Here is a 24,035-nt window from a genome sequence, read left to right on the forward strand (position 1 = left end):
TTTAGCTTCGTTATTTTTCATTAATCCGTTAAAGGATCAAAATCTAATCCAAAATCATCGGAAGTTTTTTGTTTTTTCTTATTATATAACCAGTAGTCAAGGACAGCTGCTATACAGATGCACAACGGTGCGTCCTCATCATTGGCAACAGTTAAAACAAAATAGTCGCCTGTACAAAGCATGGTTTTATCCATTGACATAATTTTTTTATGGACTTGATAAATTGAATATTGATGCGCTTTGATATCACCAACAACTGCCCAGTGAAGGCCTTGAACATAATAGAAATCAGCATTCAAATTGAACAGTTTTCGTAGAGTACCCACTTTTTCAAAACGCTGATATAACTCAAATCGTGTACCAAAAGTCCAAGAAACTTGTTTAATACTGGCTAAAATTTCTCCGTTCATTGCATATAAAGAAAGCGCATCTCCTCGTGTGCCCCAGCGCCCCACCAATAGAAAAAGTGAACGGCCTGCTTGGTCTTTCACGATGGTTCGCGTAACTTTTCCTAACTGTTGTTCTTGAATAAAAAATTCAGACACGACACGATCTCCTTTCTATATATAAATGAGTGCTGTAACTGGTAGTGCTTATTACAAATCTTCTCTTATTGCACGCAGGATGGCTTCGCCAACACCATTTTCTAAATTAGTGGCTGTTTCATATTTAGCATATTCTTTTAATTCCAGTTCGGCATTGCCCATTGCAAAACTTACCCCAGCCCATTGAATCATGCTGACGTCATTTAAATTATCACCAATAGTCATGACTTGTTCAGCGGGAATCCCACGTTCTTTAGCGACGCGCGCAACCGCAATCCCTTTTTGTGCTAGGCGGTGGTTAATTTCAATATTATTAAGCGCAGAAGAGGTGACAACCAAATCATCTAGTTCTTCTACTTCCATCCCAGCAGGACCTAATACTTTCGGCCCATCCATACTGAAGCCAATAATTTTAAGGACTTCAATCGAATCATCTTTTAAAATGTCGTCTAAACGATCAACATAGGTAATATGCAATAAAGATAGGTGTGCTGAAGCCATGGCAATCGCCACTTTATAAGTTAAATGGGGCATGGATTCTGCAATATGAGCGGCAAAGTTTTCAATTCTTTTTTCTTGATGTTCAGAAAAAATACCTTTATTTGTAGAGATTTCATAGTAAACATTGTGTTGACTCAAAATAGTTAGTACTTCTGTTACTGTTTCTTTTTCGATCCCAGCCGTGAAAAGTGAGTGTCCATCTTTGTCGAACACTTGGGCGCCGTTTAAAGTAATCATGGCGCAGTCAATTCCAGCTTCTTCTAACGCGGGTTTCGCTTCGGTATATGCGCGGCCAGTAGCAACCATAAATTCGATTCCTAAACGTTCCGCTTCGCGAATTGCTGAAGCGTTATCATTTGTGATGCTCATTTTTGCATCTAAAAGTGTTCCATCCATATCTGAAGCAATTAATTTAATCATCGATTCTCTACACCTCATTATCTATTTAAAGCTTACCTATAGTTTACCACGTTTTTCCAAGAGAAAGTACCCAGAAATTTCTTGTCAGGTTTGGAGAAATTCGTTATGCTTAGAGAGCGAAGGAGTGAGCATTATGAAAGAAATTATTCACAATAGTTGGCAAACTGTTTTATCTGCTGAATTTGAAAAACCGTATTATCAAGAATTGCGGGAATTTTTGAAAAAAGAATATCAGACACAAACGATTTATCCAGATATGTATCATTTATTTTCAGCGTTAGAACTAACCCCTTTTGAAAAAGTAAAAGTAGTAATTTTGGGACAAGACCCATATCATGGACCCAATCAAGCACACGGACTAAGTTTCTCTGTCCAGCCGGGTGTGAAAGTGCCGCCATCTCTTGCGAATATTTACAAAGAATTACAAGCTGATTTAGGGTACCAACCCGTCAACCATGGCTTTTTAGAAAGCTGGGCCAAACAAGGCGTGTTATTATTAAATACTGTGTTGACCGTTCGGGCAGGTCAAGCCTATTCCCATCGAGGTAAAGGGTGGGAGCAACTGACAGATGTCATTATCGAAAAGTTGAATGAGCGTGAAAAACCTGTTGTTTTCATTTTATGGGGACGTCCTGCTCAAGAAAAAATTAAAATGATTGATACGACTCGGCATGTGATTATCAAATCGCCACACCCAAGTCCATTGTCAGCACATCGTGGTTTTTTTGGCTCACGTCCGTTTTCTCAAGCGAATGCCGCTCTAGAACGTTTAGGGGAAACGCCGATTGATTGGCAACTTCCTGAAACAGTGTAGTGTAACAGTGTATGCTGTTATAGTGTAGAAGAGTTAGTTTGTGAAAAGTTTATCGGATTATTGGTTTTTTTTGACTAATACAGCTAGAAAAAACTGTTATTTTCTTTGAGAATAGTGTATGATGGATTTTGTAAATATAAAACTGGAGGGTTTATCGTGGAATTATTCGATAGCTTAAAATTTAAAGTCGTACGCCGTAATATCAAAATTGTTTTCCCTGAAGCAACAGATCCTAGAATCTTAGGTGCTGCTGCCCGCTTAAAATCTGATGAATTAGTAGAACCAATCTTAATTGGTGATCCAACAGATATCGCAAATGCTGCTATGGCTCGTGGAATCAACACATCAAACTTTATTATTATCAACCCCAATGATTATGAAAAATGGGATGAAATGGTCGAAGCATTTGTTGAACGCCGTAATGGAAAAGCTACTAAAGAAGATGCTGAAAAAATCTTAAAAGATGTCAACTATTTCGGTACTATGTTAACTTATATGGGTATTGCTGATGGTATGGTTAGTGGTGCTATCCACTCAACAGGTGATACAGTTCGCCCTGCGTTACAAATCATTAAAACAAAACCAGGCGTGAGCCGTACAAGTGGTGCTTTCTTAATGATTCGTGGTCGTGACCAAGAAAGATATTTATTCTCAGACTGCGCGATTAACGTGAACCCAACTGCACAAGAATTAGCTGAAATTGCTGTTGATAGTGCCAAAACAGCTGAATTATTTGACATTGAACCAAAAGTTTCATTGTTAAGTTTTTCAACAAAAGGTTCTGCAAAAGCACCAGAAGTAACAAAAGTTGCTGAAGCTACAAAAATTGCGCAAGAATTAGCACCTGAATATGCGATTGATGGTGAATTACAATTTGATGCTTCTTATGTATCTTCTGTTGCACAATTAAAAGCGCCCAACTCAAAAGTTGCTGGAGAAGCAACAGTCTTTGTATTCCCAGATTTACAATCAGGAAATATTGGCTACAAAATTGCTCAACGTTTAGGTAACTTTGAAGCAATTGGCCCAATCTTACAAGGATTGAACAAACCAGTTTCTGACTTATCACGTGGTGCAAACGAAGAAGATGTTTATAAATTATCAATCATTACAGCTGCTCAAACATTAATGAACGACTAATTAACTATGTCGAAGCATGATAAATAAGCAAAGTAGAAGTTGAGGTTCCCAGGACACTTGGGCCTCAACTTTATTTTTTTGAAGCTGCCACTAGTCAACTTATTGAATTTTCGGTATACTTTCATACATAGATTCTTGCAGATGGGAGGCAAAAAAATGAACATTGTCCTGAACAATCCATTGGAAACAGAAGCAATTGCTAAAATCATTGGACAAAAGGCACAAGCTGGTGATGTAATTGTCCTGACTGGTGATTTAGGGGCCGGTAAGACGACAATGACGAAAGGGATTGCTTTAGGATTAGGCATTTCCCAAATGATTAAAAGTCCCACCTATACGATTATCCGCGAATATCCACAAGGACGACTTCCGTTATACCATATGGATGTTTACCGTGTTGAAGAGGGTGCGGATGAATTAGGGTTAGATGAGTATTTTGAAGGAGATGGGCTATCCGTTGTAGAATGGGGCAGCTTGATTGAAGAAGAATTGCCAGAAGATTATTTAGAAATTATTTTAAATAAAGATTCTCAAGAAGTGGACAAGAGAGTTCTTGAATTCCGCGGAACTGGTCCATTGGCAGAAGAAAGAATAGCAGAGATTCTGAAAACGTGGGAGGCTCGCGAATATGACTGAACAAACATTTTCTATTCGAGAAGCAGTGCCTACTGATGCGGATCAATTACTATCTGTGATGTCAAAAATTGGGAGTGAAACGCCCTATTTGGTAATGGATGAGCGAGGAATGGCCATGTCGACAACAGAATTGGCTGAAAATCTAGCAACACTCTATGAATCACCAAATAATGTTTTATTGGTGGCATTAGCGGGAGAAGCGATCATTGGAACCGCTTCTGTGTCTGCTTCTTCTAAAAAGCGGATGGAGCATATTGGTGAAATCGGCATTAGTATTTTAAAACAGTACTGGGGCTATGGACTGGGCAGTATCCTGATGGAAGAACTTATTCGCTGGGCGCATGAAAGTCATGTTATTCGTCGCTTGGAATTAACGGTACAGGATCGTAATCAACGAGCGATTCATGTCTATAAAAAATTAGGGTTTGAAACAGAAGCAATTATGCCTCGGGGCGCCAAAACAGACCAAGGTGAATTTTTAGATGTTCATTTAATGCGTTTGCTGATTGATTAATTATTGGTTAATAATTTTAATTTCTTAAATAATCGAACGATAATTGCATGAAAAAACAAAATTTTCGCAATTATCGTTTGTTTCATATTTATTTTTCTGATATTTTTGTTATAATTATAGAAGAATTTAACGAAAAAATGAAAATTTATTTTGGGAAGGAATGTAAGAAATGGCGAAGGCAACGAAAATGAATGTTAACTATCGAGAGTCGATCTTGGATCGTGCGTATCGTTTAGAGCTAATAAAAAAAGATGAGTATGCAAAACATCAAGAAAAATTATCATTATTAAATGAAAAATTGTCTGACGGGGAACCAGCTCAATTTGATGCAAAAGAAGAAACGTTTTGGAAAAAAATTTCGCAAAAAGTTATTTTATAAAAGTAATACATACGAATAAGAGCGTACACATAGAAAGAAGCGTAAGCAGTGTTAAACTGCTTACGCTTCTTTTTTAATGAATAGGAATAACTGTTTCACGCTTAATTAATTTGTGAGGAATAACGAGACGGACACCATTCGTCAATTCTTCGTGGATTAATTCATATAATTTTTTCATCGCCATTCGACCTAATTCTGACGTGTCGATGTCAATACTTGTTAGATAAGGATGTGTCAATGTTGAAAAGATTGAGTTGTTAAAACTAATAATGGATAACGTTTCAGGAACTTGATAACCATAGATTTGCGCAAGTTGCATCGTCCGCAAAGCAAAGATATCATCAATCACCACCAACGCCGTGGCATTATTTTGATGAAGAATGTCATCAAAAGCCATGTAATCTTCAGGTTTTTCTAACGCAACGCTTGGTAAAACAGTTAATCCTTGCATCATCATTGCTTTTTGATAACCAAAGTAACGTTCAAAGTACAAACTTTCATGCGTTGTATTGGTCACAAATAAAATATTTTTATGGCCGTTTTCAATTAAAAATTCCGTCGCTTGTTTCCCTAATAATTGATTATCATTATCCACGTAAACTATTTCCGTTTCATGTTGGTAAGGTTGACCAATTAAAGTAAAGGGAATGTTGTTTTCGTATAAGTAATCAATGACGGGGTCCTTACTATCTGAATACACAAGAATAAAACCGTCCACTTGTTTTTGAAGATGCATTCTTTTAACGTTTTCCAATAGTACATCAAAACTTTTGGCAGTTGCAATAGCAGTAGTCATATCGTAAAGACGGGCTTCCTCGTTGATGGCTTCCATAATTTCTAAATAAAATGGATTCCCTAACCGTTCTTTCGAATCTAAAGGAGGTAAAATTACGCCAATGGCACTTGAAATTCGTTTACCCAAATTCCGTGCCGTCATATTTGGCACATAGCCTAAGTCATCCATGACTTTTCGCACTTTCTTTTTTGTCGATTCAGAAATACTTGGATGATCGTTAATGACACGCGAAACGGTTGAGGTTGCAACCCCCGCTTTCTTAGCGACATCTTTTACTGTAATTGCCATTTTTGCCACGCCTTTCTTAGTGATTATAGAAGGTTAAATTGATAAACCGTTTGGTAGGTTTGCTTTTTATTAGCTGGTAATAAAATAGAGCCCCACTGAGGATGATGAACAATGTCTGGATACTCTTGTGGTTCAATTGCTAAGCCATAGTTTGAATGCATCGCTTGTCCATTAATAGAAAATGGAGCCTCAAAACCAGTCGTAGAAAATAATACCATACTTTGGTTCGTTGTTGCTATCGTCATTTTTCTTCCAGAAGTAGGTTCTTGTAAGCATAATTGTGGCTGTCTTAAGTCAGAGCCAACTAAGGGGAAAACATCATCTAACCCAGTTGGATAGCGTTGGAGGATTGTTTCGATAGGTGTCAGTTCATTAAAACGTATGGATAGTTCAGAAGCTGGTAAAATCCGTCCAGTAGGCAGCTTATTATCGTCTAATTCTAACATACCTTGATAGTTCAAAGATAGCAAATGTGACAGAATGTCTAACTTTCCATCGCCAGATAAATTAAAGTAGGCGTGGTTCGTAGGATTGAAAAGTGTTTCCTGTTTACTCCGTCCAGTACTGATCATTCGTAAATGATTATCCTCTAGCTGGTAGGTGATGGTGGCCTCAATTGGTCCGGGATAGCCAGAGATGGTGTCGATTAAATGAAAGGAAACGCCGATGATATCCTTTTTTTCAAAGGGCTCGACTGTCCAATATTGAAAAGACCACCCCTTTGAGCCACCATGGATATGATGACCGTCGCTATTTTGTTCTAATATTCCATTTTGCCAATGGCCATTACGAATGCGTCCAGCAACTGGTCCAACAGTGGCGCCAAAAAAGCTTTGATCCTTTAATACATCTTGATACGAATCATACGATAAAAGGATATTTTCCCAGTGATTATTTTTGTTTGGCATCAAAAGTTGATGGAGGCGCGCGCCATAATTGAGAAGAACGACTTCTAAAAAGTCGTTCTTCAAAGTAATTTTTTTTAAGTTTGTGTTTGGAATATCGGTTACGGTGATACGATTATCCTTCATGATCAAGCCACACTTTTTTTAAGTAATCAAACGTTAAAGCGCTCGTCTCTGGCACGATGGGCAACCCTTCGCCTAACTCTTCTTTGCGGCCAACGCCAACAGGTTGCGCTCCGCTAGCAAGAATCGCTTGAATCCCAGCTTTGGCATCTTCAATGCCAAGACATTCTGCTGGTGTCAAATCAATTTCTTTCGCAGCTAAAATGAAAATATCTGGAGCGGGTTTGCCTGCCTGAACGTCTGCTGGATTAGCAATGGCATCAAAAAGGGGCGTCAATTGCATTTTTTCTAAAAGGAAAGGCCCATTTTTACTTGCAGAAGCCAAGGCGATTTTAATATTGGCTTCACGTAATTCCGTTAATAAAGAAAGAATTCCTGGATAGACATCTTCAGGCGTAATTGCTTGGATCATTTCCAAGTAATAATCGTTTTTCCGTTGCGCTAACTGGGCAAATTCTTCAGAAGAAAACGTGCCTTCTTTTTTTCCGTATTTTAACAGTAACTGCAGAGAATCTTCACGGCTTACACCTTTCAATTGTTCGTTGAAAACACGGTCAATGGAAATTCCAATTTCGTTCCCTAATTTTTTCCAAGCGTGGTAATGAAATTCTGCTGTATCAGTAATAACGCCATCTAAATCAAACAAAACGCCTTTAAACATGAACTTCTTCCTTTCTAATCGGTAAAACTAATCGATCTTTTAATGTGTATTTTTGATCGTAAACAGTTAATGGAATTGCAGGGCCGTCGAGTAAAGTGAAGGCCACTTGGTCTGCTGCAACTTCAACAAATAGTAAACGATTCCGATAATTAATGTGGAATGAGTAGGCTGTCCATGTCGCTGGTAAAAAGGGTGCAAATTTTAGTTGTTGATGGTCCGTTTTCATTTGGGCAAAACCTTGCACAATCGCTAGCCAACTACCAGTCATTGAGGTAATGTGTAAGCCATCTTCTGTATCATTATTGTAATTATCTAAGTCAAGGCGCGCTGTTCGTTGATACATTTCCACTGCTTTTTCTTCCATGCCTAATTCAGCAGCTAACACAGCATGAATGCTTGGTGAAAGAGAAGATTCATGGACAGTCATTGGTTCGTAAAAGTTAAAGTTCCGGCGTTTTTCTTCTAAAGAAAAGGCATCATTGAAGAAATAAATTCCTTGAAGAACATCGGCTTGTTTAATGAAACAAGACCGTAAAATTTTATCCCATGACCAATGTTGATTTAAAGGCAGCTCACTAAGTGGTAAATCAGAAACAGGCATTAAATCTTTATCTAAGAAAGTGTCATGTTGTACAAAAATGCCTAATTCGTTATCCACTGGGAAGTACATATTTTCTACAATGTCTGCCCATTTAGCTAATTCGTCGTCTGCAATTTTGAGCGTTGTTTCTTCTTGGAATTTTAAATAAGACTCACGGGTGTAACGTAGAACCCACGCAGCGATTGTATTGGTATACCAGTTATTGTTGATATTATTTTCATATTCATTTGGCCCCGTTACGCCATGAATCATATATTGGTTATGACGTTGGGAGAAGTGGACCCGATCCGCCCAAAAACGAGCAATTGCCACAAGCACTTCTAGACCAGCATCTTTGAGATAGTCTTCGTCTCCTGTATAGTTGACATAATTATAAATCGCATAAGCAATCGCACCATTTCTGTGAATCTCTTCAAAAGTGATTTCCCACTCATTATGACATTCGACACCAGTAAAAGTAACCATTGGGTAAAGCGCACCCTTTAACCCTTGTTGTTGGGCATTATGAATGGCTTGAGGCAATTGATTGTGGCGATATTTCAGTAGATTTTTAGTAACTTCGGGCTTAGCCAACGCCAAGTAAAGTGGGACAGCATATGCTTCGGTATCCCAGTATGTGGCACCGCCATATTTTTCGCCAGTAAAGCCTTTTGGTCCGATATTTAAACGATCGTCTTCACCATAGTAGGTTGAGAAAAGTTGGAACAGATTAAAACGGATGCCTTGTTGGGCTTCGTCATCTCCTTCAATAACAACATCAGCTAATTGCCAACGTTTTGCCCAAGCGGCAGCTTGCCCAGCTTTTGCTTCAGGGTACAAGGTAGTCATTTCTGCAAATAATTCGTTTACTCGTGTGATTTGTTGCGTTTCTGGCACATCACGACTGGTAACGACAAGCACTTCTTTTGTGATGGCGGTCGTTTCGCCTTCGTTTAAAGACACTGTCAATTCTGCGGTTAAAGCCAAGGGCTGTTGTGTATATGTAGGCACAACAGAGGCTCCATCGATGAAATGGCGCATGCCTGCAGTCACTGTAAAACGCTCTATTTCAAAGTTGTTAGGAATGGTCTTAGTCGTAACAAAGCCAAGTGTTTCTTGTGTTTCAATAGCCATTTCTTCCCAAAAATGTTCTTCATAATTGCTGTCTTCATTTTGAACATCGCCATCCAATTTTGAGTGAAGAGTGATTGTGCCTGTACCTTCCAACATTTCAATTGTTAAGTGGATGTAAGCTGCTTCTTTTTTTTCTAAGCTTAAAAAACGTTCAAAAGAGAAGCGCACTTTGTTCTTCGGTGTTTGGATGGTGAATTGCCGAGAAAGGACCCCATTTTGCATGTCTAATTCTAAAGAAAAATCTTCGTAAGGTGTAGTGGCTAAATCAATTGTTTGTCCATCAATTTGTAAGTCCATTGCGATGAAATTAATTGCGTTAATCACTTTGCCAAAATATTCAGGATAACCATTTTTCCACCAACCAACACGTGTTTTGTCTGGATACCAAACACCTGCTAAATAGGTTCCTTGATGATGGTCGCCAGAATAGTGTTCTTCAAAATTTCCCCGCATCCCCATATAGCCGTTGCCAATGCTTGTTAATGATTCTTGTAACCGTAAATTTTCTTTATCTAAGTGTGTAGTACGGATTTTCCAAGGATCAATTTGGAATAAACGTTTGATTTGTTTCATGAGAATCCCCCTCAGTGATTTTATTGATAGGTCTATCATAAACGCAACCGATTGCATTAGTCAATAGTCAATGCTTAAAAAGTGTAATCTTATGAATAAAAACTGAAACAAAGGTAGGATAGAAGGAACTTTATTTGCTTTATTAAAAGACAAAATAAAAAAAGATTAAGTAGTAGGGAGTTGTTTTCCACAATATTTTTGAAATTAAAGCATTTACAAAAAGGAAACAGGAGTATATAATGGCAACATAACGAAACCGATTGCGTAAGGAGTGGCAGGAATGAAAAAAATGTTTAGTTTTGAGTTTTGGCAAAAATTCGGGAAAGCTTTAATGGTCGTTGTGGCAGTAATGCCCGCAGCGGGTTTAATGATTAGTATTGGGAAATCGCTTCCCTTAATCGATCCTAATTTAGGCTTGTTAGTAACAACAGGCGGAGTTCTGGAGAGTATCGGTTGGGCAATTATTGGCAACTTACATTTACTATTTGCGTTAGCAATAGGTGGCAGTTGGGCCAAAGATCGTGCAGGTGGCGCATTTGCAGCGGGGATTTCTTTTGTTTTAATCAACCGTATTACTGGAGCCATTTTTGGTGTAACAAATGAAATGTTGGCAGATGAACAAGCTTTCACGCATACCTTATTTGGCACCAAGATTATGGTGAAGGGATTCTTTACAAGTGTCTTAGAAGCTCCGGCATTAAATATGGGTGTCTTTGTAGGGATTATTGCTGGTTTTGTCGGTGCGATGGCTTACAACAAGTATTACAATTATCGGAAATTACCAGATGCGCTATCATTTTTTAATGGTAAACGGTTTGTCCCATTTGTCGTTATTTTGTGGTCAACAATCGTCTCAATTGCATTAGCACTTATTTGGCCAAATATTCAAGCGGGAATTAATAATTTTGGGTTATGGATTGCGCAATCTCAAGACAGTGCACCTATTTTAGCGCCATTCTTATATGGAACGTTGGAACGTTTGTTATTACCTTTTGGGTTACATCATATGTTGACGATTCCAATCAACTATACACAATTAGGTGGAACGTATGAAATTTTATCTGGCGCACAAGCTGGAACCCAAGTCTTTGGTCAAGATCCTTTATGGTTGGCTTGGGCAACAGACTTAGTGAATCTTAAAGGCGCTGGTGATATGAGCAAGTATCAGTTTGTCTTAGAAAATTGGACACCAGCTCGATTCAAAGTAGGCCAAATGATTGGTTCTTCAGGTATTTTAATGGGGATGGCTTTGGCGATGTATCGTAATGTCGATGCAGATAAAAAAGCTAAATATAAATCAATGTATTTTTCTGCTGCTTTAGCTGTTTTCTTAACTGGTGTGACAGAGCCGTTAGAATTCATGTTTATGTTTGCTGCAGTGCCGCTTTATGTGATTTATGCCGTGATCCAAGGTGCTGCTTTTGCAATGGCTGATATTTTACCATTGCGTGTGCATTCGTTTGGAAATATTGAATTGTTAACAAGAACACCGCTAGCAATAAAAGCTGGTTTAGGTGGCGATTTAATCAATTTTGTTTTAATAGTCATCATTTTTGGTGTTGTCACTTATTTCTTAGCCAATTTCTTAATTAAAAAATTTAATTACGCAACACCTGGAAGAAATGGAAACTACGACAATGATAACGGCGAAGAAATCGCATCTGGCGCGGCTGGTTCAGGTGTCGTCGATCAGCAAATCGCGCAAATTGTCTACTTACTTGGTGGTAAACAAAATATCAAAGAAGTTGATGCGTGTATGACACGCTTACGTGTCAGTGTAAAGGATCGAGAAAAAGTCGGTTCGGAAGAGGCGTGGAAACGGGCAGGCGCAATGGGCTTGATTGTGAAAGATAATGGCGTTCAAGCCGTTTATGGACCAAAAGCCGATGTTTTAAAATCCGATATTGAAGATTTACTAGCTTCCGGCGTTGACATTCCAGAACCAGTTATAGCAGAAAGTACAACAGGAGTGCCAACAACGAATTTCTTAGGCAAGAAAAAAGATTTCGTGGCTGTGGCGACAGGGGAAGTTATTCCAATGGCGCAAGTCAATGATCCTGTCTTTTCACAAAAAATGATGGGGGATGGATTTGCAGTTAAGCCTCTAGAAGGAGAGGTGGTGGCACCAATTTCGGGGAAAGTCCTAAGTGTTTTCCCAAGCAAACATGCGATTGGGCTACAAACAGAAGAAGGTATTGAAGTACTTGTCCATATGGGAATTGATACAGTTGAAATGGCAACACCTGCTTTTGAATCTTTTGTTAAAGAAGGACAATCATTGAAAGCTGGGACGAAACTAGCTAAAATGAATTTGGATGTGATTGAACAAGCTGGCAAAGAAACAACGATTATTGTCGCCTTTACAAACAGCGACAAAGTGGAACAAGTAGTTATTAATCAACTAGGAACCACCACTGCGGGGACTGTGATTGGACAGATTGAAATTTAAATGATTAGGTATGAGGTCGGGACAGAACCGTTTAACTCCGAGAAATAAGAAGGAATTTCCGGAAATTGCTTTTTAATTTTTGGATAATTTCGGTTTATTTCCGAAGGAGTTGGTTCTGTTCCCGCCGTTTATCAGGTTTTGCGCGTGAAGCAAAAATCCAAAGTGATTTTTGTCCCACTCACAGACCTAATCACATGTAAGGGAAGGTGAAAAGATGAATCTTTTAACAATCAATACTCATAGCTGGTTAGAAGAAGAACCATTAAAAAAATTAGAGGAGATTGCCAAGGTGATTTTATCTTCTGAAAGTGAAATAATTGCCTTACAAGAAGTGAATCAGAAAGTCGCTTCCAAGAAAGTGCCGTTAGAACAGTTAACTACTTTTTGTCCCATAGCGACCCAAACGCCGATCCATGAAGATAATTTTGCATATCTAATCGTTCAATATCTAGCTGAAAAAGGCCAACACTATTATTGGAGTTGGGAAATGAGCCACATTGGTTATGCTATTTATGAAGAAGGGAACGCACTACTTTCGAAATGTCCGTTGACTAGTGAAGTTCTCCTTATTTCAGAAAGCCAAGAACCAACGAATTATCGAACAAGAAAAATCTTAGTAGCGGAGACAGAGAGTTCAAAAGGTACGCTTACTGTTGTCTCTGGTCACTTTTCTTGGTGGGAAACACCCTGTACAGGTTTTGCCTATGAATGGCTACAATTAGAGAAATACTTAGCGATGGGGCAACAACCGTTAGTCATTTTAGGCGATTTAAACAACCCAGCTGGTACAACTGGCTATCAATTAGTGGAAAATAGTTACTTGCCGATTCAAGATGCATTTGTTGTAGCGGAAGAGACAAGCGGTGAAGCGACAGTAGAGAAAAAAATAGATGGCTGGGAAGAAAATGAAGCAGCCTTGCGGATTGACTACGCATTTGTTCCAAAACAGTGGCACGTACGAAAATATGAAGTAATTTTTGATGGTAGGAAAACACCGATAGTCAGTGATCATTTTGGCTTACTCATTCAACTAAAATAAGAAAAAGCGCTGAATTTTCAGCGCTTTTTCTTATTTACTCCCTCATGTAACTATTCTTCTCAGTCTTGTTTGGCTAATTCTTGATCCCGAAGGATGGTGGCCTCAATCCCTTTGATGACTGTTGAAATAAACGCATTGTTTTCTAATTCGACAATTCCAGCAACCGTGGTTCCACCAGGAGAACTGACTTGGTCGATTAAAGTCCAAGGATTCTCTGTGCTATTTGCCAAAGTTTGAGCGCTGCCTAGTACAGCTTGTGTGGCAATTTCTAAGGCCAACTCTTTGTTCATACCATTTTTAACGGCTGCTCGGGCAATCGAATCAATAAATAAGAAAGCATACGCAGGAGTGCTACCTGCAATAGCAGTAAAAATTGAAAAATACTGTTCCTCTAATTCCCAGGCTTGGCCAACTGCTCGAAACAACGATAAAACAGTCTGGATGTCTTCAGGGGATGCAAAAGCGTTACCACAGACAGCTGCTGCACCTGCGCCAATTAATGCATTCATATTGGGCATCACACGAACAAGACGAAGCGGTTGGGTAGTCTCAAACAGTTGATACAATTCTGCAATAGTCGTACCTGCTGCAATGGAAACAATTAACGGTTGCTTGTCTAAAATTGCTTCTTTTGCTTCAAGTAAAGCCGATTGAACGAATTGCGGTTTCACCGCTAAAATAACTAAGTCAGCTACTGCAATGGCTTCTTGTGGTGAAGCAACCGCGTGTGCACCAATTTCTTGTGCAAAAGCGGCGGTTTTTTCGACTTGAATATCATAAAAATAAAGGTTTTCTGCGGCAATAAATTGCTTTTTTAGCGCACCTTTGGCAATAGCGGATGCCATATTTCCAGCACCGATAAAACTAATTTTCATAAAAAATTCCTCCTAAAAACTGTTGAATCTCTTTTTTCGTGTTACCATGTATCTAGTATAGAAGGAAACGCCAAAGAAAAAAATAGAGGGAGTAAAGTAAAAAGTGTTGGATTATGAGGTGATTAATTGGCAAGCAAAGAAGAGCAATATGCAGCATTTTATCAGTTTTTAGAGACCTTAGATTGTTATTTAACCACTACCAATGCTCTTGAGAATGAAGTAGCGCAATTTAAGGAAAATCCGCATCGAGAAATTGCGGGCTTTATGTTGGCATCTTCGGAAACAATTGACGTTCCGAAAGGATTTATTCGGATGCTCTATTGTTTAGAGCAAGATGGCAATGCTTATTTGGATCAACAAAGGTGTTCGTTTTCGGCTGGCCAAGTCATGATTGTCAATGAGGCCACCTCGGTTAGCTATCAGGGGCAAGGAATGTCTATGATTATATTTTATTTTAAAAAGCACTATTTTCTTGATACGCTCTTAAATCAGCTGGCGGAAGAACCAGTCATGTATCGTTTTTTTACAGAAATTGCTAGCAGTGAATTTGAAAACATTCCTCGATATTTCGTTTTTGCCAGCCAGCCAAATTCGGATGTCCACGTCTATTCGCTATTATTACTGAAACAAATTGTGAAAATGGCCTATTTTAATAATAAAGTGACCAAAGCGGCCTTTGTTTTGCTAGTGGTGGAACTAGGTCAACTGCCTAGAGAAGCTTTAAAGATGCAAGATAATTATTTGTCGAATCATCAACGTGTTGAGGTGATTTTAGCGTATATTGAGCAACAGATTGCGCATGTCACTTTAGCAGAAGTCGCCGCTAAATTTCATTTTCATCCGAATTACTTATCGAATTTTTTAAAAGACAAAACAAACAAAACGTTTACGGAAATTGTCTTAGCCTACCGAATCCAATTGGCGAAAAACTACTTGAAGCAAACAGATTTATCGATTCAAACGATTGTTGAACGAATCGGCTATCAAGACAAAGCCTTTTTTTATAAACGTTTTAAAGAAGAAATGGGCATGACCCCAAAACAATATCGACAGAAAGAGGGAATGGCAGATGTACGAAGAAGTCTTTGAAGAATTTCAGTTAACTGTAGTAGAATTACCAATCGAATTCGTTGATGATTTGCCTGTCTATCGCGGACACTTAAAAGAATTAACGTTTCTTTCAGCGGAAGCCTCTTCACGAAAAAAACTCTACCAACAGCTTTTACAGGCTTATTTGTTGTATAGAGAAGAGAATCAAGCAGTTGTTGAAGAGGAAGAAATAACCTCCTCATTATTGTCTACAGAGCAGTTATTAAAATACTATGATGGTGAAACGTTCGATGGGTTTCAGTTGCCATCAAATGAATAAGAAAGCAGGGGAACAGATGGATACAATGGCAAAAATTAATCAATTTCGTGATGAAAGAAATTGGCGCCCCCACCATAATGAAAAAGATTTGGCGCTCTCAATTTGTTTAGAAGCAGCAGAATTGTTAGAACTTTTTCAATGGAAAACAGCAGAAGAAGGCATCAAACAAGAAGAACGAATCAAAGAAGAATTGGCTGATGTTCTCATTTACTCCTACATGATGGCTGATAATTTAGGGTTTGATTTGGACGAAATTATCGAAGAAAAGTTGAAGAAAAATGCGGTGAAATATCCAGTGCCACACTAAGAAGCTTGTATTTTGATTACACGCCCCAAAGTTTAGAAAAATATCAGTTTGGGGCGTATCAAAATTGATGCTTTTTTAGTTTCAACTAGTTGTATTTTATTTGATTTAATCTATTGTCTCGAATAAGTAGATGAATCTTATCTGCGAAGTGGGTGTCGTTTATATTCCTAGTCTTAGCCAACGTTTATTATTTACCCTTGCAATAGCCAGCGCGATGATTGTTAGAACTATAATATACAAGATAATCAATAAATTGTGGTCAAAACTAATTGAGTTTTCTGAGCCTTCTAAAAAATTCTGGACGTTTAGATATAATTCGTTTGAAGCATCAAATATTGCAAAAAAACGTAAAAATCCACCAACTGCAACAAAAAGTACTGTTGTAATCCAATAGAGTATGCTAAAACCGATAGATAAAAGAACGTTAGCAGATAAAAAACTGATCAACGCAACAATTAAAATATACTGAATTGAAATCATCGATAATAAAAAAAACATTTGTAGAATTACAGAAAAATCCATAAAAATAAAGGAAACGATAAATAACAGAACTAGAATACTGCCTAGGGTCTCTACCGTAAGTGTCAAAACTTTTTTTATATAAAAAGTAAGGCTATTGGTATTCATCATACGATAAAATAAAATTGTTTTTCCTGAGTACTCTTTATTAATAAAGAAAGAGACTAGAAACGAAAACATTAGAAAGCCAAATTGTGTAAATACAGTATATGTACTAAATAAGTATTCTCGGTAACTTAACCTAGTTACTTTATCGATGCCAATAGGTAGAATCCATCCCATTGCAAAGATTGCAACGATAATTGCAATTAAAATAATCATTATTTTGTTGGAAATCGTTTTTTTTAATTCCAAAATTTCACCCCTCAATATACTTCTGAATAACTTCAGTTTGATTAGTAAAACGAATCATTTTGAAATCTTCAATTAAGTAATAGTTGCCTTTTAAATTTTTTAAATCTGATAAATTGTGTGTGATGTTTAGAATAATTTTTTTAGGATGATTTTTTATATATGCAAGTAGAAATAGATAGATTTCATTAATTGTCTGTTTATCTAAGGCGTTGGTAATTTCATCTAATACAATAATTGATTTATCTTCCAGAAAAAAAGAAAGTAATTTTAGTTTTTGTTTTTGTCCATCACTTAATTGTCCAATTAAGGAAGTTTTAGAAATATTTGTAGCGTGCAAAGAATGAGCCAAGTGTGCGACTGAATCTAAACCAAATCTTTTCTCTAGAAGAATAAATAATTCGCAGACTTTTAAATCGTTAGAGACATTAGAAAAGCTTGAAATAATCGTAACATTTTTACTTATTTCAGAAGGGATTAAACCACTTCGGTTTAACAATAAATCCTTAGCAAATTGTGATTTCCCTACACCGTTTTTCCCTAAGATATGATTAATCACCCCTTTTCTAAATGAAACTTTTGTATGTTCTAAAAGTAATTTATTATTTATTTTCAATGTGTAATCATTTAGTTCTAACAACTTAGTCACCTCACACAAACCAACTAATGACTGTTTCAATGACCAATAACAAACTAATTGCTTGTATTAGCTTTACAATCAAGTGATTTTTTCTTTTATTTTCTAATTCATCTACACTGAATAACGTGATTAAAACTTTATAACCATCAGAGTTTAACACAGGAACTAGATTCCATAACAACGCATATGAAAAAAATGAATGAACTGTCGAGTATTTTATTTTTTAAAAATAAGAGATTGATGACCTGAATAAAGTTAATGGTTAGATGATTTCATTTCGATTGCCTTTTAGTAAATTAAAGATTATAAAACTCTAATTTTAAGAAGGTATACTAATCGTATCAACTGTTTTGGTAAATGTAAAGGAGATTTTTAGAAAATAACAAGAGAAAGATCACGGGAATATCCAAATAAAATAGAAATGTATGAATAGAAACTTTTTCATTGACTTTCACATGGTGTCAAGGTTTATGATAAGAATATCAATTGAATGAAAAGGAGACTCTATGTATCAAATTGGGCAATTTGCCAAGTTAATGGATATTTCCCCGCGGATGCTGCGTCATTATGAAAAAGCAGGAATTTTTGTTCCAAATGAAATTGATAAAAAAACAGGATATCGCTATTATAGCGCACATCAAATTCCTTTATTGAAACAAATTTTACTGTTAAGAGATTCAGGGTTTAAAGTTGAAGAGATGGCAGAAACTTAAGGATGCTTCTTTTTTGGAAACTATTTTGTTAAGAAAACGAGATCAATCGCGACATTTAATTCAAATGGAGGAGCAAAAGATTAAAAAAATTAATCAACAGTTAGTAGCTTTGAAGGAGGAAAAACAAATGATTAAAGGGACAGAAATCGATTTTATTGTTAGTGATAGCCTTAAGGCGCTTGCCTTATATAAAAAGGTGTTTGAAATAGAGGTAGTGGAAGCAACCGAATACCCTATCGGAATGAATGAAGCGGTTTTTCAACTTTATGGCACGAGGTTTCACATGTTAGATGCCAATGAAGAATATGGTTTAAAATCACCAACCCAAGAACATCCCAATACTATCTGGTTTAATATAACAGTAGAAAATATTGAAGAGACACATCAACTGGCAATGGAAAACGGTTGTCAAGAAGTACAGCCTATTACTGAAATGATGGAAGGAGCGCTCAAAAATTCATTGTTTATTGATCCGTATGGGTACATGTGGATGCTCCACCAAATCTATCAAGAGTTGAGTTTTGATGAGCGGATTGAGATTTTAGAAAACGAGCTGTAAAAATCAATATTCTTGTGTTTGTTTAACTAGTTATCTGAAAAGAACGTAACGCTTATCAACTAAGCGTTACGTTCTTTTTTTGCGTGTTAACAGAAGTTTAGTTAAAAAGATAAAGATTTGAACGTCTATATTCGGTATACTAACTATTAAGAAAATAAATTTTTAATACAAAAAAATTTATTTAGCTCTGTGGAAAATCAGAGCTAGAATATTCGGTAGGAGTGGAAGGGAGAAAAAATCAGTGTATGGGAAAAATAAAGTAGGGATAAAATTACAAATGAGCGTGGGGGAGTATCGAAAAACAAAAGTAAAAAGTATTATAATGAAGAATTTAGTTTATCTAGCTGTTCTTTTAATAGGGATCTATTTGGGAATGAGTTTCTTAAAACGATTTGAAAGGACTTATTCAGCTCCAACAGACGATGTCGTAGTAAAAATTAATCAAAATCATCTTTTTGTTTCAGATAATGCACAAATTTTGAACGAAGAAGTCATTAATAATGTACAAAAAATTAATCAAGAACTTAGTAAGACGGAAACGAAACCACAACTAATGGTTATCACAGTTGAGCAAGTTCCTGAAAACGAAACGATTGAAAGCTTTACTAATCAAATAGGTAATAAATTAGGTATCGGAAATAAACTTTATAATAATGGAGTGATTTACTTAGTATCTGTCAAAGACAGGCAAGCAAGACTTGAAGTAGGCTATGGGCTTGAAGAGATAATCCCAGATAGTTTAACCGATGAAATAACAGATAGTACCGTGAAAGATTTTTATAAATTAAAGGATTTTAATGCAGGAATACATATTGTCACCACTCGGATTAAGGAACTACTTACTACTGATACTATGTCTAAAACGACCTCGCTACCTAAGATTAGTTTTTTGCAGAAAATTTGGTTATATTTATTAGGAATAGGAAGGTCGTTAAAGCCTTGGCTAATTATAGTTTTTATTATTGTTATGTTGTATTTTTTATGGGAATTACGTAATGCGTGGAAAGAACTTAGTGCCCGCTTGGCTCTAGTTGACATGGCAAATCGCTATAAGGAAGATGTAGCTATGTTTTATAATGGCGGTATTTCCTCTAAGGCAATTGTTTTAGGAGAACAATCAGTTGAATTTAAAGCTGCCAAGGCGCGTTTGGAGAAAAATATTTTATATCCTGAAAATTCGAAAAAAGAGATAATAATTCCCGCATACTATGATATGGATTTTGCATTTGGCGAGGTGACACCAAAAAAATTTATTTATAATTATGTTGCACAGTGGAAAGATTTAAGAAGCTCTTCTATGTGTGCTTGTTTTTGGAAGGTGAATCAACCATGGATCTACTTACCGCGTTTTTGGATAGGTGAAGTGTGTTGGGAAAAAGTTCCAGAAACGAAACTGCCTGCGTGTCGGATTAGTGGAATTAATGATAACTTAATACCTGCTTACCTAAAAATTATTTTGTTTCCTCTTTCGATTTTATTAAAACATCCTTTTTTGGTATCGGTTACTCTGATTATTTATGTTCAAGTTAGTTTATCAGAGCAGTCGTTTCCTTCGACAGTTTTCACACTAATCACAGAGATTCTGACATTTTTAGAAGACGAAGACTCTTTAGTACCCATGGTTAGTCTGGTCTATTTTTTGATTCCGGTCTTTTTCTTATTTGGTTATATAAAATCAATAAGTGTTGGCTTACAAAATAGATTGCACCTGGATTCTATGATCCGTAGGTTTTTAAAAGATATCCAGCAAGTAAGTTCAGAAAAATCAAAATCATTAAAACAATTAGCAAACGATTTAGACAACCAGCACTATAAAATTGAAAAAAATTATTGCGGAAAAAAATTAGAGAGAAAAAGATTACCAACAAAAAAGCTTCAAACTCCTTCTATCCGATAAGATTTATTAAAACTACGTATCCTGAATACTATGATATGCGTTTTGCTTATGGAAATGTGTCTATTGCTAAATTTCTAGCAAGTTCACGTTCTGACAGGCAACTAAAAAAGACCAGTATGTATGTGAATCGTCATGATTGGTGGGTTACAAGCAACAAGGGTTCTTCTGATGATGGCTCCGGTGACAGTTTCGGAGGTGGTAGTTTTGGCGGAGGTGGAGGTACTTCAAGTTGGTAGAAAGTTAAACTAGTTTAGGATGAACTTGGGATAACAAAAGCGCCTCTTAGAAACAAGGGTTTCTAAGAGGCGCTTTTGTTATCGTTACGTCACAGGAGGGATTCGAACCCCCGACCGTCCGCTTAGAAGGCGGATGCTCTATCCTGCTGAGCTACTATGACAATAGTTGTAACACAACAAAGCTAATTATAATGGAAGTAGTGTTAGAAAGTCAATCGGAAATTTAAATAACAGAAGAAGTTTTTTTGGAGAGAGAAAGTGAAGAAAATAGAGAGTTTATATTGACGAGGTTTTCTGGTTCTGTTATTATAGTTAGTGTTGTAATTGTGGTCTCCACAGCTACAACCGCACAGAACAAGTTTTTAAGCATGAGTAATCATCACTTGGGATGGCGAGTCTAAGTCTAGAAGAAGGAGGTGCTGTATAGCATGTACGCAATTATCAAAACTGGTGGTAAACAAGTGAAAGTTGAAGTAGGTCAAGCAATCTACGTTGAAAAATTAAACGTTGAGGCTGGCGAGAAAGTTGTTTTTGACGAAGTTATCTTAGTAGGTGGCGAATCTACAAAAGTTGGTGCGCCAACTGTTGCAGGCGCAACTGTTGAAGGAACTGTTGAAAAACACGGCAAACAAAAGAAAGTCGTGACTTTCCAATACAAACCTAAAAAACACTCTCACCGTAAACAAGGTCACCGTCAACCGTATACAAAAGTTATGATCGAAGCAATCAACGCTTAATCTCTCTTGTTGACAGGAAAGAAGGCCTATCAATGATTAAAGGTTCTTTTAAACGAACAGGCTCCGGCCGAATCGTTTCATTCGAATTAACCGGGCATGCTGAAGCAGGTCCTTATGGCAGCGATGTGGTTTGCGCGGCAGTTTCTGCCTTAGCAATTAGCACAGTCAATGGGATTGATGCCTTAGCAGGTTTTGAACCGATTGTCGAAGTTGATGATGTAGAAGGTGGCTACCTTTATGTCGAGATGTTAACAACTGTCAATCAGGAACAAAAAAATATTGCCCAAATTCTATTAGAAAATCTTTTATTAGGTTTACAATCAATAGAGAACGAAAATACTGAATTTATTCAAATAAAAACAATCACTGAGAAATAGGAGGTGCAGACTATGTTATTGACTATGAATTTACAATTATTTGCCCATAAAAAAGGTGGCGGTTCTACATCAAACGGCCGTGACTCTGAATCTAAACGATTAGGCGCTAAAAGTGCTGATGGCCAAACAGTTACAGGTGGTTCAATTTTATACCGTCAACGCGGAACTAAAATTTATCCAGGTGTGAACGTTGGAATCGGTGGCGACGATACGTTATTTGCAAAAGTTGACGGTGTGGTACGTTTCGAACGTAAAGGCCGCGACAAAAAACAAGTATCAGTTTATCCAGTAGCTAACTAATACGATTAAAAAGCTGAATCTCCGGATTCAGCTTTTTTTGTCTTGCATAAAGGGTTAGCCGGAAAATAAAGAAACATCTCAAAATAAAAAAAATCTCACATTGGGTTTAACTGCTTGTCTGACAAGGTTAATTGATGATATATTTAATGTAATAACAAGCATGTTATAAAATAATTGAGTCAAAAGAAAGAAGGGTATTATGCAGAAGAATTTTAGTGTAGTAAAGAAGTACGTGAATTTGATTTTGGATATTGTATTAGGGATTTTAGGAGTTTTCTTATTAGTATTTATGGCTAGTTATTTAGTTGACCTCGCTACATATCTCATGAAGCCAATGACGCCGGATAATTTTTCAGTTATCATGCAAGAAATTATTTCATTCTTTATGTTATTTGAGTTTATTATGATGATTCTTCGCTATATTCAAGAAGGACACCATATTCCGATTCGTTATTTGATTTTAATTTGTTTAACCGCAATTTTACGTCAATTAATGGTTGCACATGGCGATGGCTTGCAGACTTTATTGTTATCTTTATCAATTCTTTTACTAGTGGTTGTGCTATTTATTCTCGGGTTAAATGGCAGCAAATTTTATACGCTAGGAAAAGCGAAAGTAGAAGAAGATCACGAGCAAGATTTTCATCATTAATCGAACATAATCAAAGACCGTCCAACGTGAGAATTTTTCTCTAACGTGGGGCGGTCTTTTTAATGCATAGTTAAATAGTTAACTCAATCAGTTCAATTGTTGGTAAGACACCAAAGCGTGCGCTGATTTTAGTGGTTCCGATTCCTGGGTGAACAATTAGCGGCGTTTCATCTTCTAAATGATAAAGCCCATGTGTATATTTTTTGGCAAGCTGATTTTTGTAAGTGAAAAAAGGCAAGCGAATCTGTCCGCCGTGACTATGTCCTGCTAAAATGAGGTCAATGTTTTTATTGACTGCTGAGTCTGCGACATCTGGCTCATGGGTTAATAGCAGAGTGGGCGTTCCAGTAGGACGGTTGACTAAAGCCGCAGCTAAGTCGGTTTGTCCATATAACGAATCTTCTAAACCAGCGACGTACAAGGAGATACGGTGTGAGACAGGCAGTAATTTGCCCGTGTTTTTTAGTACGGTAAAGTCGGCAGCTTCTAAGATTGTTTCGTAAAAATTGGTATCTAACCCGCTATACTCGTGGTTGCCATAAATAGCGAATTTGCCATAAGGGGCGTTAATTTTACGGAAAAGCTGACTCACTTCATCCTGAATTTCGATACCGAAACGGGCATAATCATCAAATAAGTCTCCTGTAAAAACGACTATGTCTGGTTGTAATGTATTTGTTTTTTCAACAATCTGTTTTAAGGCCTTCACAGAATAATTCTTTTTTAAATGAATATCAGAGAGTTGAACAATCCGTAAGGTTTTCCCTGATTCTGTTACTTTAATTTGATTTTTGTGTATGACTAAGCAGTTAGGTTCAATAAAAAAACTATAGCTTAAAATGCCGATAATAATGAAAAATAGTGCCAGAAATAAATAAACGTTCATAATTTCCTCCTTGAAGTCGCTAAATTAGTTTACTACAAAAGTGTTAAGCAAAAAATAAGGAAAGGTAAAATTTTCAGTAAACTTTCTCGATGAAGTTTTTTGGTGATTCATGCTTTTCTG

General features: G+C 36.9%; 28 protein-coding genes, 1 tRNA gene and 1 other annotated feature. Of the genes, 17 read left to right on the forward strand and 12 right to left on the reverse strand.

Going from position 1 to position 24,035, the window contains the following annotated elements:
- Nucleotides 1-20 precede the first annotated feature (20 nt).
- Together IGM04_RS03390 and IGM04_RS03395 are read right to left on the reverse strand one after the other, a co-directional pair.
- Nucleotides 21-545, reverse strand: a complete 525-nt coding sequence (locus IGM04_RS03390) for an LURP-one-related/scramblase family protein (protein WP_002355833.1) — start codon at nucleotides 543-545, stop codon at nucleotides 21-23.
- A gap of 51 nt (nucleotides 546-596) precedes the next feature.
- Nucleotides 597-1,466, reverse strand: coding sequence for a Cof-type HAD-IIB family hydrolase (locus tag IGM04_RS03395; RefSeq protein ID WP_002383369.1), 870 nt, complete (start codon nucleotides 1,464-1,466; stop codon nucleotides 597-599).
- A 133-nt stretch (nucleotides 1,467-1,599) separates the two neighbouring features.
- Between IGM04_RS03395 and IGM04_RS03400 the strand changes: the two genes are divergently transcribed.
- The 5 genes from IGM04_RS03400 (at nucleotide 1,600) to IGM04_RS03420 (ending at nucleotide 4,949) form a co-directional block, all read left to right on the forward strand.
- Nucleotides 1,600-2,280: a uracil-DNA glycosylase gene (locus IGM04_RS03400; RefSeq protein ID WP_086317706.1), complete on the forward strand. Its 681-nt coding sequence runs from the start codon at nucleotides 1,600-1,602 to the stop codon at nucleotides 2,278-2,280.
- Nucleotides 2,281-2,436: 156 nt separating this feature from the next.
- Nucleotides 2,437-3,420 (forward strand): phosphate acetyltransferase, encoded by a 984-nt coding sequence (gene pta / locus IGM04_RS03405; RefSeq protein WP_002355836.1) that lies wholly within the window; start codon nucleotides 2,437-2,439, stop codon nucleotides 3,418-3,420.
- Nucleotides 3,421-3,561: 141 nt separating this feature from the next.
- Complete coding sequence (gene tsaE / locus IGM04_RS03410) at nucleotides 3,562-4,056, forward strand: tRNA (adenosine(37)-N6)-threonylcarbamoyltransferase complex ATPase subunit type 1 TsaE (RefSeq protein ID WP_025188875.1); 495 nt, start codon at nucleotides 3,562-3,564, stop codon at nucleotides 4,054-4,056.
- Nucleotides 4,049-4,570 carry a GNAT family N-acetyltransferase gene (locus IGM04_RS03415; protein ID WP_002396468.1) on the forward strand — a complete coding sequence of 174 codons (522 nt, stop codon included), beginning with the start codon at nucleotides 4,049-4,051 and terminating at the stop codon, nucleotides 4,568-4,570. Before tsaE ends, IGM04_RS03415 begins: the two co-directional genes overlap by 8 nt.
- Before the next feature lie 169 nt (nucleotides 4,571-4,739).
- On the forward strand, nucleotides 4,740-4,949 hold the full coding sequence (locus IGM04_RS03420; protein WP_002355840.1) for a hypothetical protein: 210 nt from the start codon (nucleotides 4,740-4,742) through the stop codon (nucleotides 4,947-4,949).
- Nucleotides 4,950-5,022: 73 nt separating this feature from the next.
- Here the strand turns inward: IGM04_RS03420 and bopD are convergent, their stop codons facing one another.
- The 4 genes from bopD to IGM04_RS03440 are packed head-to-tail and all read right to left on the reverse strand — an operon-like array spanning nucleotide 5,023 to nucleotide 10,009.
- Complete coding sequence (gene bopD / locus IGM04_RS03425; protein ID WP_002358859.1) at nucleotides 5,023-6,033, reverse strand: LacI family transcriptional regulator BopD; 1,011 nt, start codon at nucleotides 6,031-6,033, stop codon at nucleotides 5,023-5,025.
- Nucleotides 6,034-6,056: 23 nt separating this feature from the next.
- Complete coding sequence (locus IGM04_RS03430; protein WP_086317707.1) at nucleotides 6,057-7,064, reverse strand: aldose epimerase family protein; 1,008 nt, start codon at nucleotides 7,062-7,064, stop codon at nucleotides 6,057-6,059.
- Nucleotides 7,054-7,722, reverse strand: coding sequence for a beta-phosphoglucomutase (pgmB, locus tag IGM04_RS03435; protein WP_002355844.1), 669 nt, complete (start codon nucleotides 7,720-7,722; stop codon nucleotides 7,054-7,056). Before pgmB ends, IGM04_RS03430 begins: the two co-directional genes overlap by 11 nt.
- On the reverse strand, nucleotides 7,715-10,009 hold the full coding sequence (locus IGM04_RS03440; protein WP_033595158.1) for a glycoside hydrolase family 65 protein: 2,295 nt from the start codon (nucleotides 10,007-10,009) through the stop codon (nucleotides 7,715-7,717). The genes pgmB and IGM04_RS03440 overlap by 8 nt, the downstream gene beginning before the upstream one ends.
- A 280-nt stretch (nucleotides 10,010-10,289) precedes the next feature.
- On the opposite strand from IGM04_RS03440, the gene IGM04_RS03445 reads away from it, so the two are divergent.
- On the forward strand, nucleotides 10,290-12,458 hold the full coding sequence (locus tag IGM04_RS03445; RefSeq protein ID WP_086317708.1) for a PTS transporter subunit IIBC: 2,169 nt from the start codon (nucleotides 10,290-10,292) through the stop codon (nucleotides 12,456-12,458).
- A gap of 214 nt (nucleotides 12,459-12,672) precedes the next feature.
- Nucleotides 12,673-13,497, forward strand: coding sequence for a maltose 6'-phosphate phosphatase (mapP, locus tag IGM04_RS03450; protein WP_086317709.1), 825 nt, complete (start codon nucleotides 12,673-12,675; stop codon nucleotides 13,495-13,497).
- Nucleotides 13,498-13,556: 59 nt separating this feature from the next.
- Here mapP and proC read toward each other — a convergent pair whose 3' ends face one another.
- Nucleotides 13,557-14,372, reverse strand: coding sequence for a pyrroline-5-carboxylate reductase (proC, locus tag IGM04_RS03455; RefSeq protein WP_016614015.1), 816 nt, complete (start codon nucleotides 14,370-14,372; stop codon nucleotides 13,557-13,559).
- Between the two features lie 126 nt (nucleotides 14,373-14,498).
- On the opposite strand from proC, the gene IGM04_RS03460 reads away from it, so the two are divergent.
- The 3 genes from IGM04_RS03460 to IGM04_RS03470 are packed head-to-tail and all read left to right on the forward strand — an operon-like array spanning nucleotide 14,499 to nucleotide 16,048.
- Nucleotides 14,499-15,461 (forward strand): helix-turn-helix domain-containing protein, encoded by a 963-nt coding sequence (locus tag IGM04_RS03460; RefSeq protein WP_010828632.1) that lies wholly within the window; start codon nucleotides 14,499-14,501, stop codon nucleotides 15,459-15,461.
- On the forward strand, nucleotides 15,442-15,741 hold the full coding sequence (locus tag IGM04_RS03465; RefSeq protein WP_002358867.1) for a hypothetical protein: 300 nt from the start codon (nucleotides 15,442-15,444) through the stop codon (nucleotides 15,739-15,741). The genes IGM04_RS03460 and IGM04_RS03465 overlap by 20 nt, the downstream gene beginning before the upstream one ends.
- Nucleotides 15,734-16,048 (forward strand): nucleotide pyrophosphohydrolase, encoded by a 315-nt coding sequence (locus tag IGM04_RS03470; RefSeq protein WP_002363321.1) that lies wholly within the window; start codon nucleotides 15,734-15,736, stop codon nucleotides 16,046-16,048. Before IGM04_RS03465 ends, IGM04_RS03470 begins: the two co-directional genes overlap by 8 nt.
- Before the next feature lie 159 nt (nucleotides 16,049-16,207).
- On the opposite strand, the gene IGM04_RS03475 is transcribed toward IGM04_RS03470, so the two are convergent.
- The 3 genes from IGM04_RS03475 to IGM04_RS03485 are packed head-to-tail and all read right to left on the reverse strand — an operon-like array spanning nucleotide 16,208 to nucleotide 17,718.
- The gene (locus IGM04_RS03475) at nucleotides 16,208-16,888 is read right to left on the reverse strand and encodes a peptide ABC transporter permease (protein ID WP_002390384.1); all 681 of its coding nucleotides are present in this window, start codon (nucleotides 16,886-16,888) and stop codon (nucleotides 16,208-16,210) included.
- A 37-nt stretch (nucleotides 16,889-16,925) separates the two neighbouring features.
- Nucleotides 16,926-17,567 carry an ATP-binding cassette domain-containing protein gene (locus IGM04_RS03480; RefSeq protein WP_086317710.1) on the reverse strand — a complete coding sequence of 214 codons (642 nt, stop codon included), beginning with the start codon at nucleotides 17,565-17,567 and terminating at the stop codon, nucleotides 16,926-16,928.
- 1 nt (nucleotide 17,568) lies between these two features.
- Nucleotides 17,569-17,718 (reverse strand): hypothetical protein, encoded by a 150-nt coding sequence (locus tag IGM04_RS03485; RefSeq protein ID WP_002383384.1) that lies wholly within the window; start codon nucleotides 17,716-17,718, stop codon nucleotides 17,569-17,571.
- Nucleotides 17,719-18,064: 346 nt separating this feature from the next.
- Here IGM04_RS03485 and IGM04_RS03490 point away from each other — a divergent pair, with 346 nt between their 5' ends.
- From IGM04_RS03490 to IGM04_RS03500, 3 genes are all read left to right on the forward strand, one after another.
- Nucleotides 18,065-18,271: a MerR family transcriptional regulator gene (locus IGM04_RS03490; RefSeq protein ID WP_086317711.1), complete on the forward strand. Its 207-nt coding sequence runs from the start codon at nucleotides 18,065-18,067 to the stop codon at nucleotides 18,269-18,271.
- 127 nt (nucleotides 18,272-18,398) lie between these two features.
- Nucleotides 18,399-18,830, forward strand: coding sequence for a VOC family protein (locus IGM04_RS03495; RefSeq protein WP_002370677.1), 432 nt, complete (start codon nucleotides 18,399-18,401; stop codon nucleotides 18,828-18,830).
- Between the two features lie 241 nt (nucleotides 18,831-19,071).
- Nucleotides 19,072-20,727: a TPM domain-containing protein gene (locus IGM04_RS03500; protein WP_256924895.1), complete on the forward strand. Its 1,656-nt coding sequence runs from the start codon at nucleotides 19,072-19,074 to the stop codon at nucleotides 20,725-20,727.
- A 323-nt stretch (nucleotides 20,728-21,050) separates the two neighbouring features.
- On the opposite strand, the gene IGM04_RS03505 is transcribed toward IGM04_RS03500, so the two are convergent.
- Nucleotides 21,051-21,124, reverse strand: a tRNA-Arg gene (locus tag IGM04_RS03505).
- A gap of 172 nt (nucleotides 21,125-21,296) precedes the next feature.
- Nucleotides 21,297-21,372, forward strand: a sequence feature (ribosomal protein L21 leader region).
- Nucleotides 21,373-21,391: 19 nt separating this feature from the next.
- Between IGM04_RS03505 and rplU the strand changes: the two genes are divergently transcribed.
- From rplU to psiE, 4 genes are all read left to right on the forward strand, one after another.
- Complete coding sequence (gene rplU, locus IGM04_RS03510) at nucleotides 21,392-21,700, forward strand: 50S ribosomal protein L21 (protein ID WP_002355866.1); 309 nt, start codon at nucleotides 21,392-21,394, stop codon at nucleotides 21,698-21,700.
- A 32-nt stretch (nucleotides 21,701-21,732) separates the two neighbouring features.
- Nucleotides 21,733-22,077, forward strand: a complete 345-nt coding sequence (locus IGM04_RS03515) for a ribosomal-processing cysteine protease Prp (RefSeq protein ID WP_002355867.1) — start codon at nucleotides 21,733-21,735, stop codon at nucleotides 22,075-22,077.
- A 12-nt stretch (nucleotides 22,078-22,089) separates the two neighbouring features.
- The gene (gene rpmA / locus IGM04_RS03520; RefSeq protein ID WP_002355868.1) at nucleotides 22,090-22,377 is read left to right on the forward strand and encodes a 50S ribosomal protein L27; all 288 of its coding nucleotides are present in this window, start codon (nucleotides 22,090-22,092) and stop codon (nucleotides 22,375-22,377) included.
- A gap of 199 nt (nucleotides 22,378-22,576) precedes the next feature.
- Nucleotides 22,577-23,029, forward strand: coding sequence for a phosphate-starvation-inducible protein PsiE (gene psiE, locus IGM04_RS03525; RefSeq protein WP_002355869.1), 453 nt, complete (start codon nucleotides 22,577-22,579; stop codon nucleotides 23,027-23,029).
- 70 nt (nucleotides 23,030-23,099) lie between these two features.
- Here psiE and IGM04_RS03530 read toward each other — a convergent pair whose 3' ends face one another.
- Nucleotides 23,100-23,915 carry a metallophosphoesterase gene (locus IGM04_RS03530; protein WP_002355870.1) on the reverse strand — a complete coding sequence of 272 codons (816 nt, stop codon included), beginning with the start codon at nucleotides 23,913-23,915 and terminating at the stop codon, nucleotides 23,100-23,102.
- Between the last annotated feature and the right edge of the window lie 120 nt (nucleotides 23,916-24,035).

It is taken from the genome of Enterococcus sp. DIV2385 (genome assembly GCF_051711925.1).
GTDB lineage: Bacteria > Bacillota > Bacilli > Lactobacillales > Enterococcaceae > Enterococcus > Enterococcus faecalis.

Coding starts and splice junctions, on each gene's coding strand:
- mapP (WP_086317709.1), top strand. CDS start 12,673: ATGAATCTTTTAACAATCAATACTCATAGCTGGTTAGAAGAAGAACCA.
- IGM04_RS03475 (WP_002390384.1), bottom strand. CDS start 16,888: ATGATTATTTTAATTGCAATTATCGTTGCAATCTTTGCAATGGGATGG.
- psiE (WP_002355869.1), top strand. CDS start 22,577: ATGCAGAAGAATTTTAGTGTAGTAAAGAAGTACGTGAATTTGATTTTG.
- IGM04_RS03445 (WP_086317708.1), top strand. CDS start 10,290: ATGAAAAAAATGTTTAGTTTTGAGTTTTGGCAAAAATTCGGGAAAGCT.
- IGM04_RS03440 (WP_033595158.1), bottom strand. CDS start 10,009: ATGAAACAAATCAAACGTTTATTCCAAATTGATCCTTGGAAAATCCGT.
- rpmA (WP_002355868.1), top strand. CDS start 22,090: ATGTTATTGACTATGAATTTACAATTATTTGCCCATAAAAAAGGTGGC.
- proC (WP_016614015.1), bottom strand. CDS start 14,372: ATGAAAATTAGTTTTATCGGTGCTGGAAATATGGCATCCGCTATTGCC.
- IGM04_RS03470 (WP_002363321.1), top strand. CDS start 15,734: ATGAATAAGAAAGCAGGGGAACAGATGGATACAATGGCAAAAATTAAT.
- IGM04_RS03400 (WP_086317706.1), top strand. CDS start 1,600: ATGAAAGAAATTATTCACAATAGTTGGCAAACTGTTTTATCTGCTGAA.
- IGM04_RS03490 (WP_086317711.1), top strand. CDS start 18,065: ATGTATCAAATTGGGCAATTTGCCAAGTTAATGGATATTTCCCCGCGG.
- IGM04_RS03430 (WP_086317707.1), bottom strand. CDS start 7,064: ATGAAGGATAATCGTATCACCGTAACCGATATTCCAAACACAAACTTA.
- IGM04_RS03495 (WP_002370677.1), top strand. CDS start 18,399: ATGATTAAAGGGACAGAAATCGATTTTATTGTTAGTGATAGCCTTAAG.
- IGM04_RS03530 (WP_002355870.1), bottom strand. CDS start 23,915: ATGAACGTTTATTTATTTCTGGCACTATTTTTCATTATTATCGGCATT.
- bopD (WP_002358859.1), bottom strand. CDS start 6,033: ATGGCAATTACAGTAAAAGATGTCGCTAAGAAAGCGGGGGTTGCAACC.
- pgmB (WP_002355844.1), bottom strand. CDS start 7,722: ATGTTTAAAGGCGTTTTGTTTGATTTAGATGGCGTTATTACTGATACA.
- IGM04_RS03515 (WP_002355867.1), top strand. CDS start 21,733: ATGATTAAAGGTTCTTTTAAACGAACAGGCTCCGGCCGAATCGTTTCA.
- IGM04_RS03395 (WP_002383369.1), bottom strand. CDS start 1,466: ATGATTAAATTAATTGCTTCAGATATGGATGGAACACTTTTAGATGCA.
- IGM04_RS03420 (WP_002355840.1), top strand. CDS start 4,740: ATGGCGAAGGCAACGAAAATGAATGTTAACTATCGAGAGTCGATCTTG.
- IGM04_RS03415 (WP_002396468.1), top strand. CDS start 4,049: ATGACTGAACAAACATTTTCTATTCGAGAAGCAGTGCCTACTGATGCG.
- IGM04_RS03465 (WP_002358867.1), top strand. CDS start 15,442: ATGTACGAAGAAGTCTTTGAAGAATTTCAGTTAACTGTAGTAGAATTA.
- tsaE (WP_025188875.1), top strand. CDS start 3,562: ATGGGAGGCAAAAAAATGAACATTGTCCTGAACAATCCATTGGAAACA.
- rplU (WP_002355866.1), top strand. CDS start 21,392: ATGTACGCAATTATCAAAACTGGTGGTAAACAAGTGAAAGTTGAAGTA.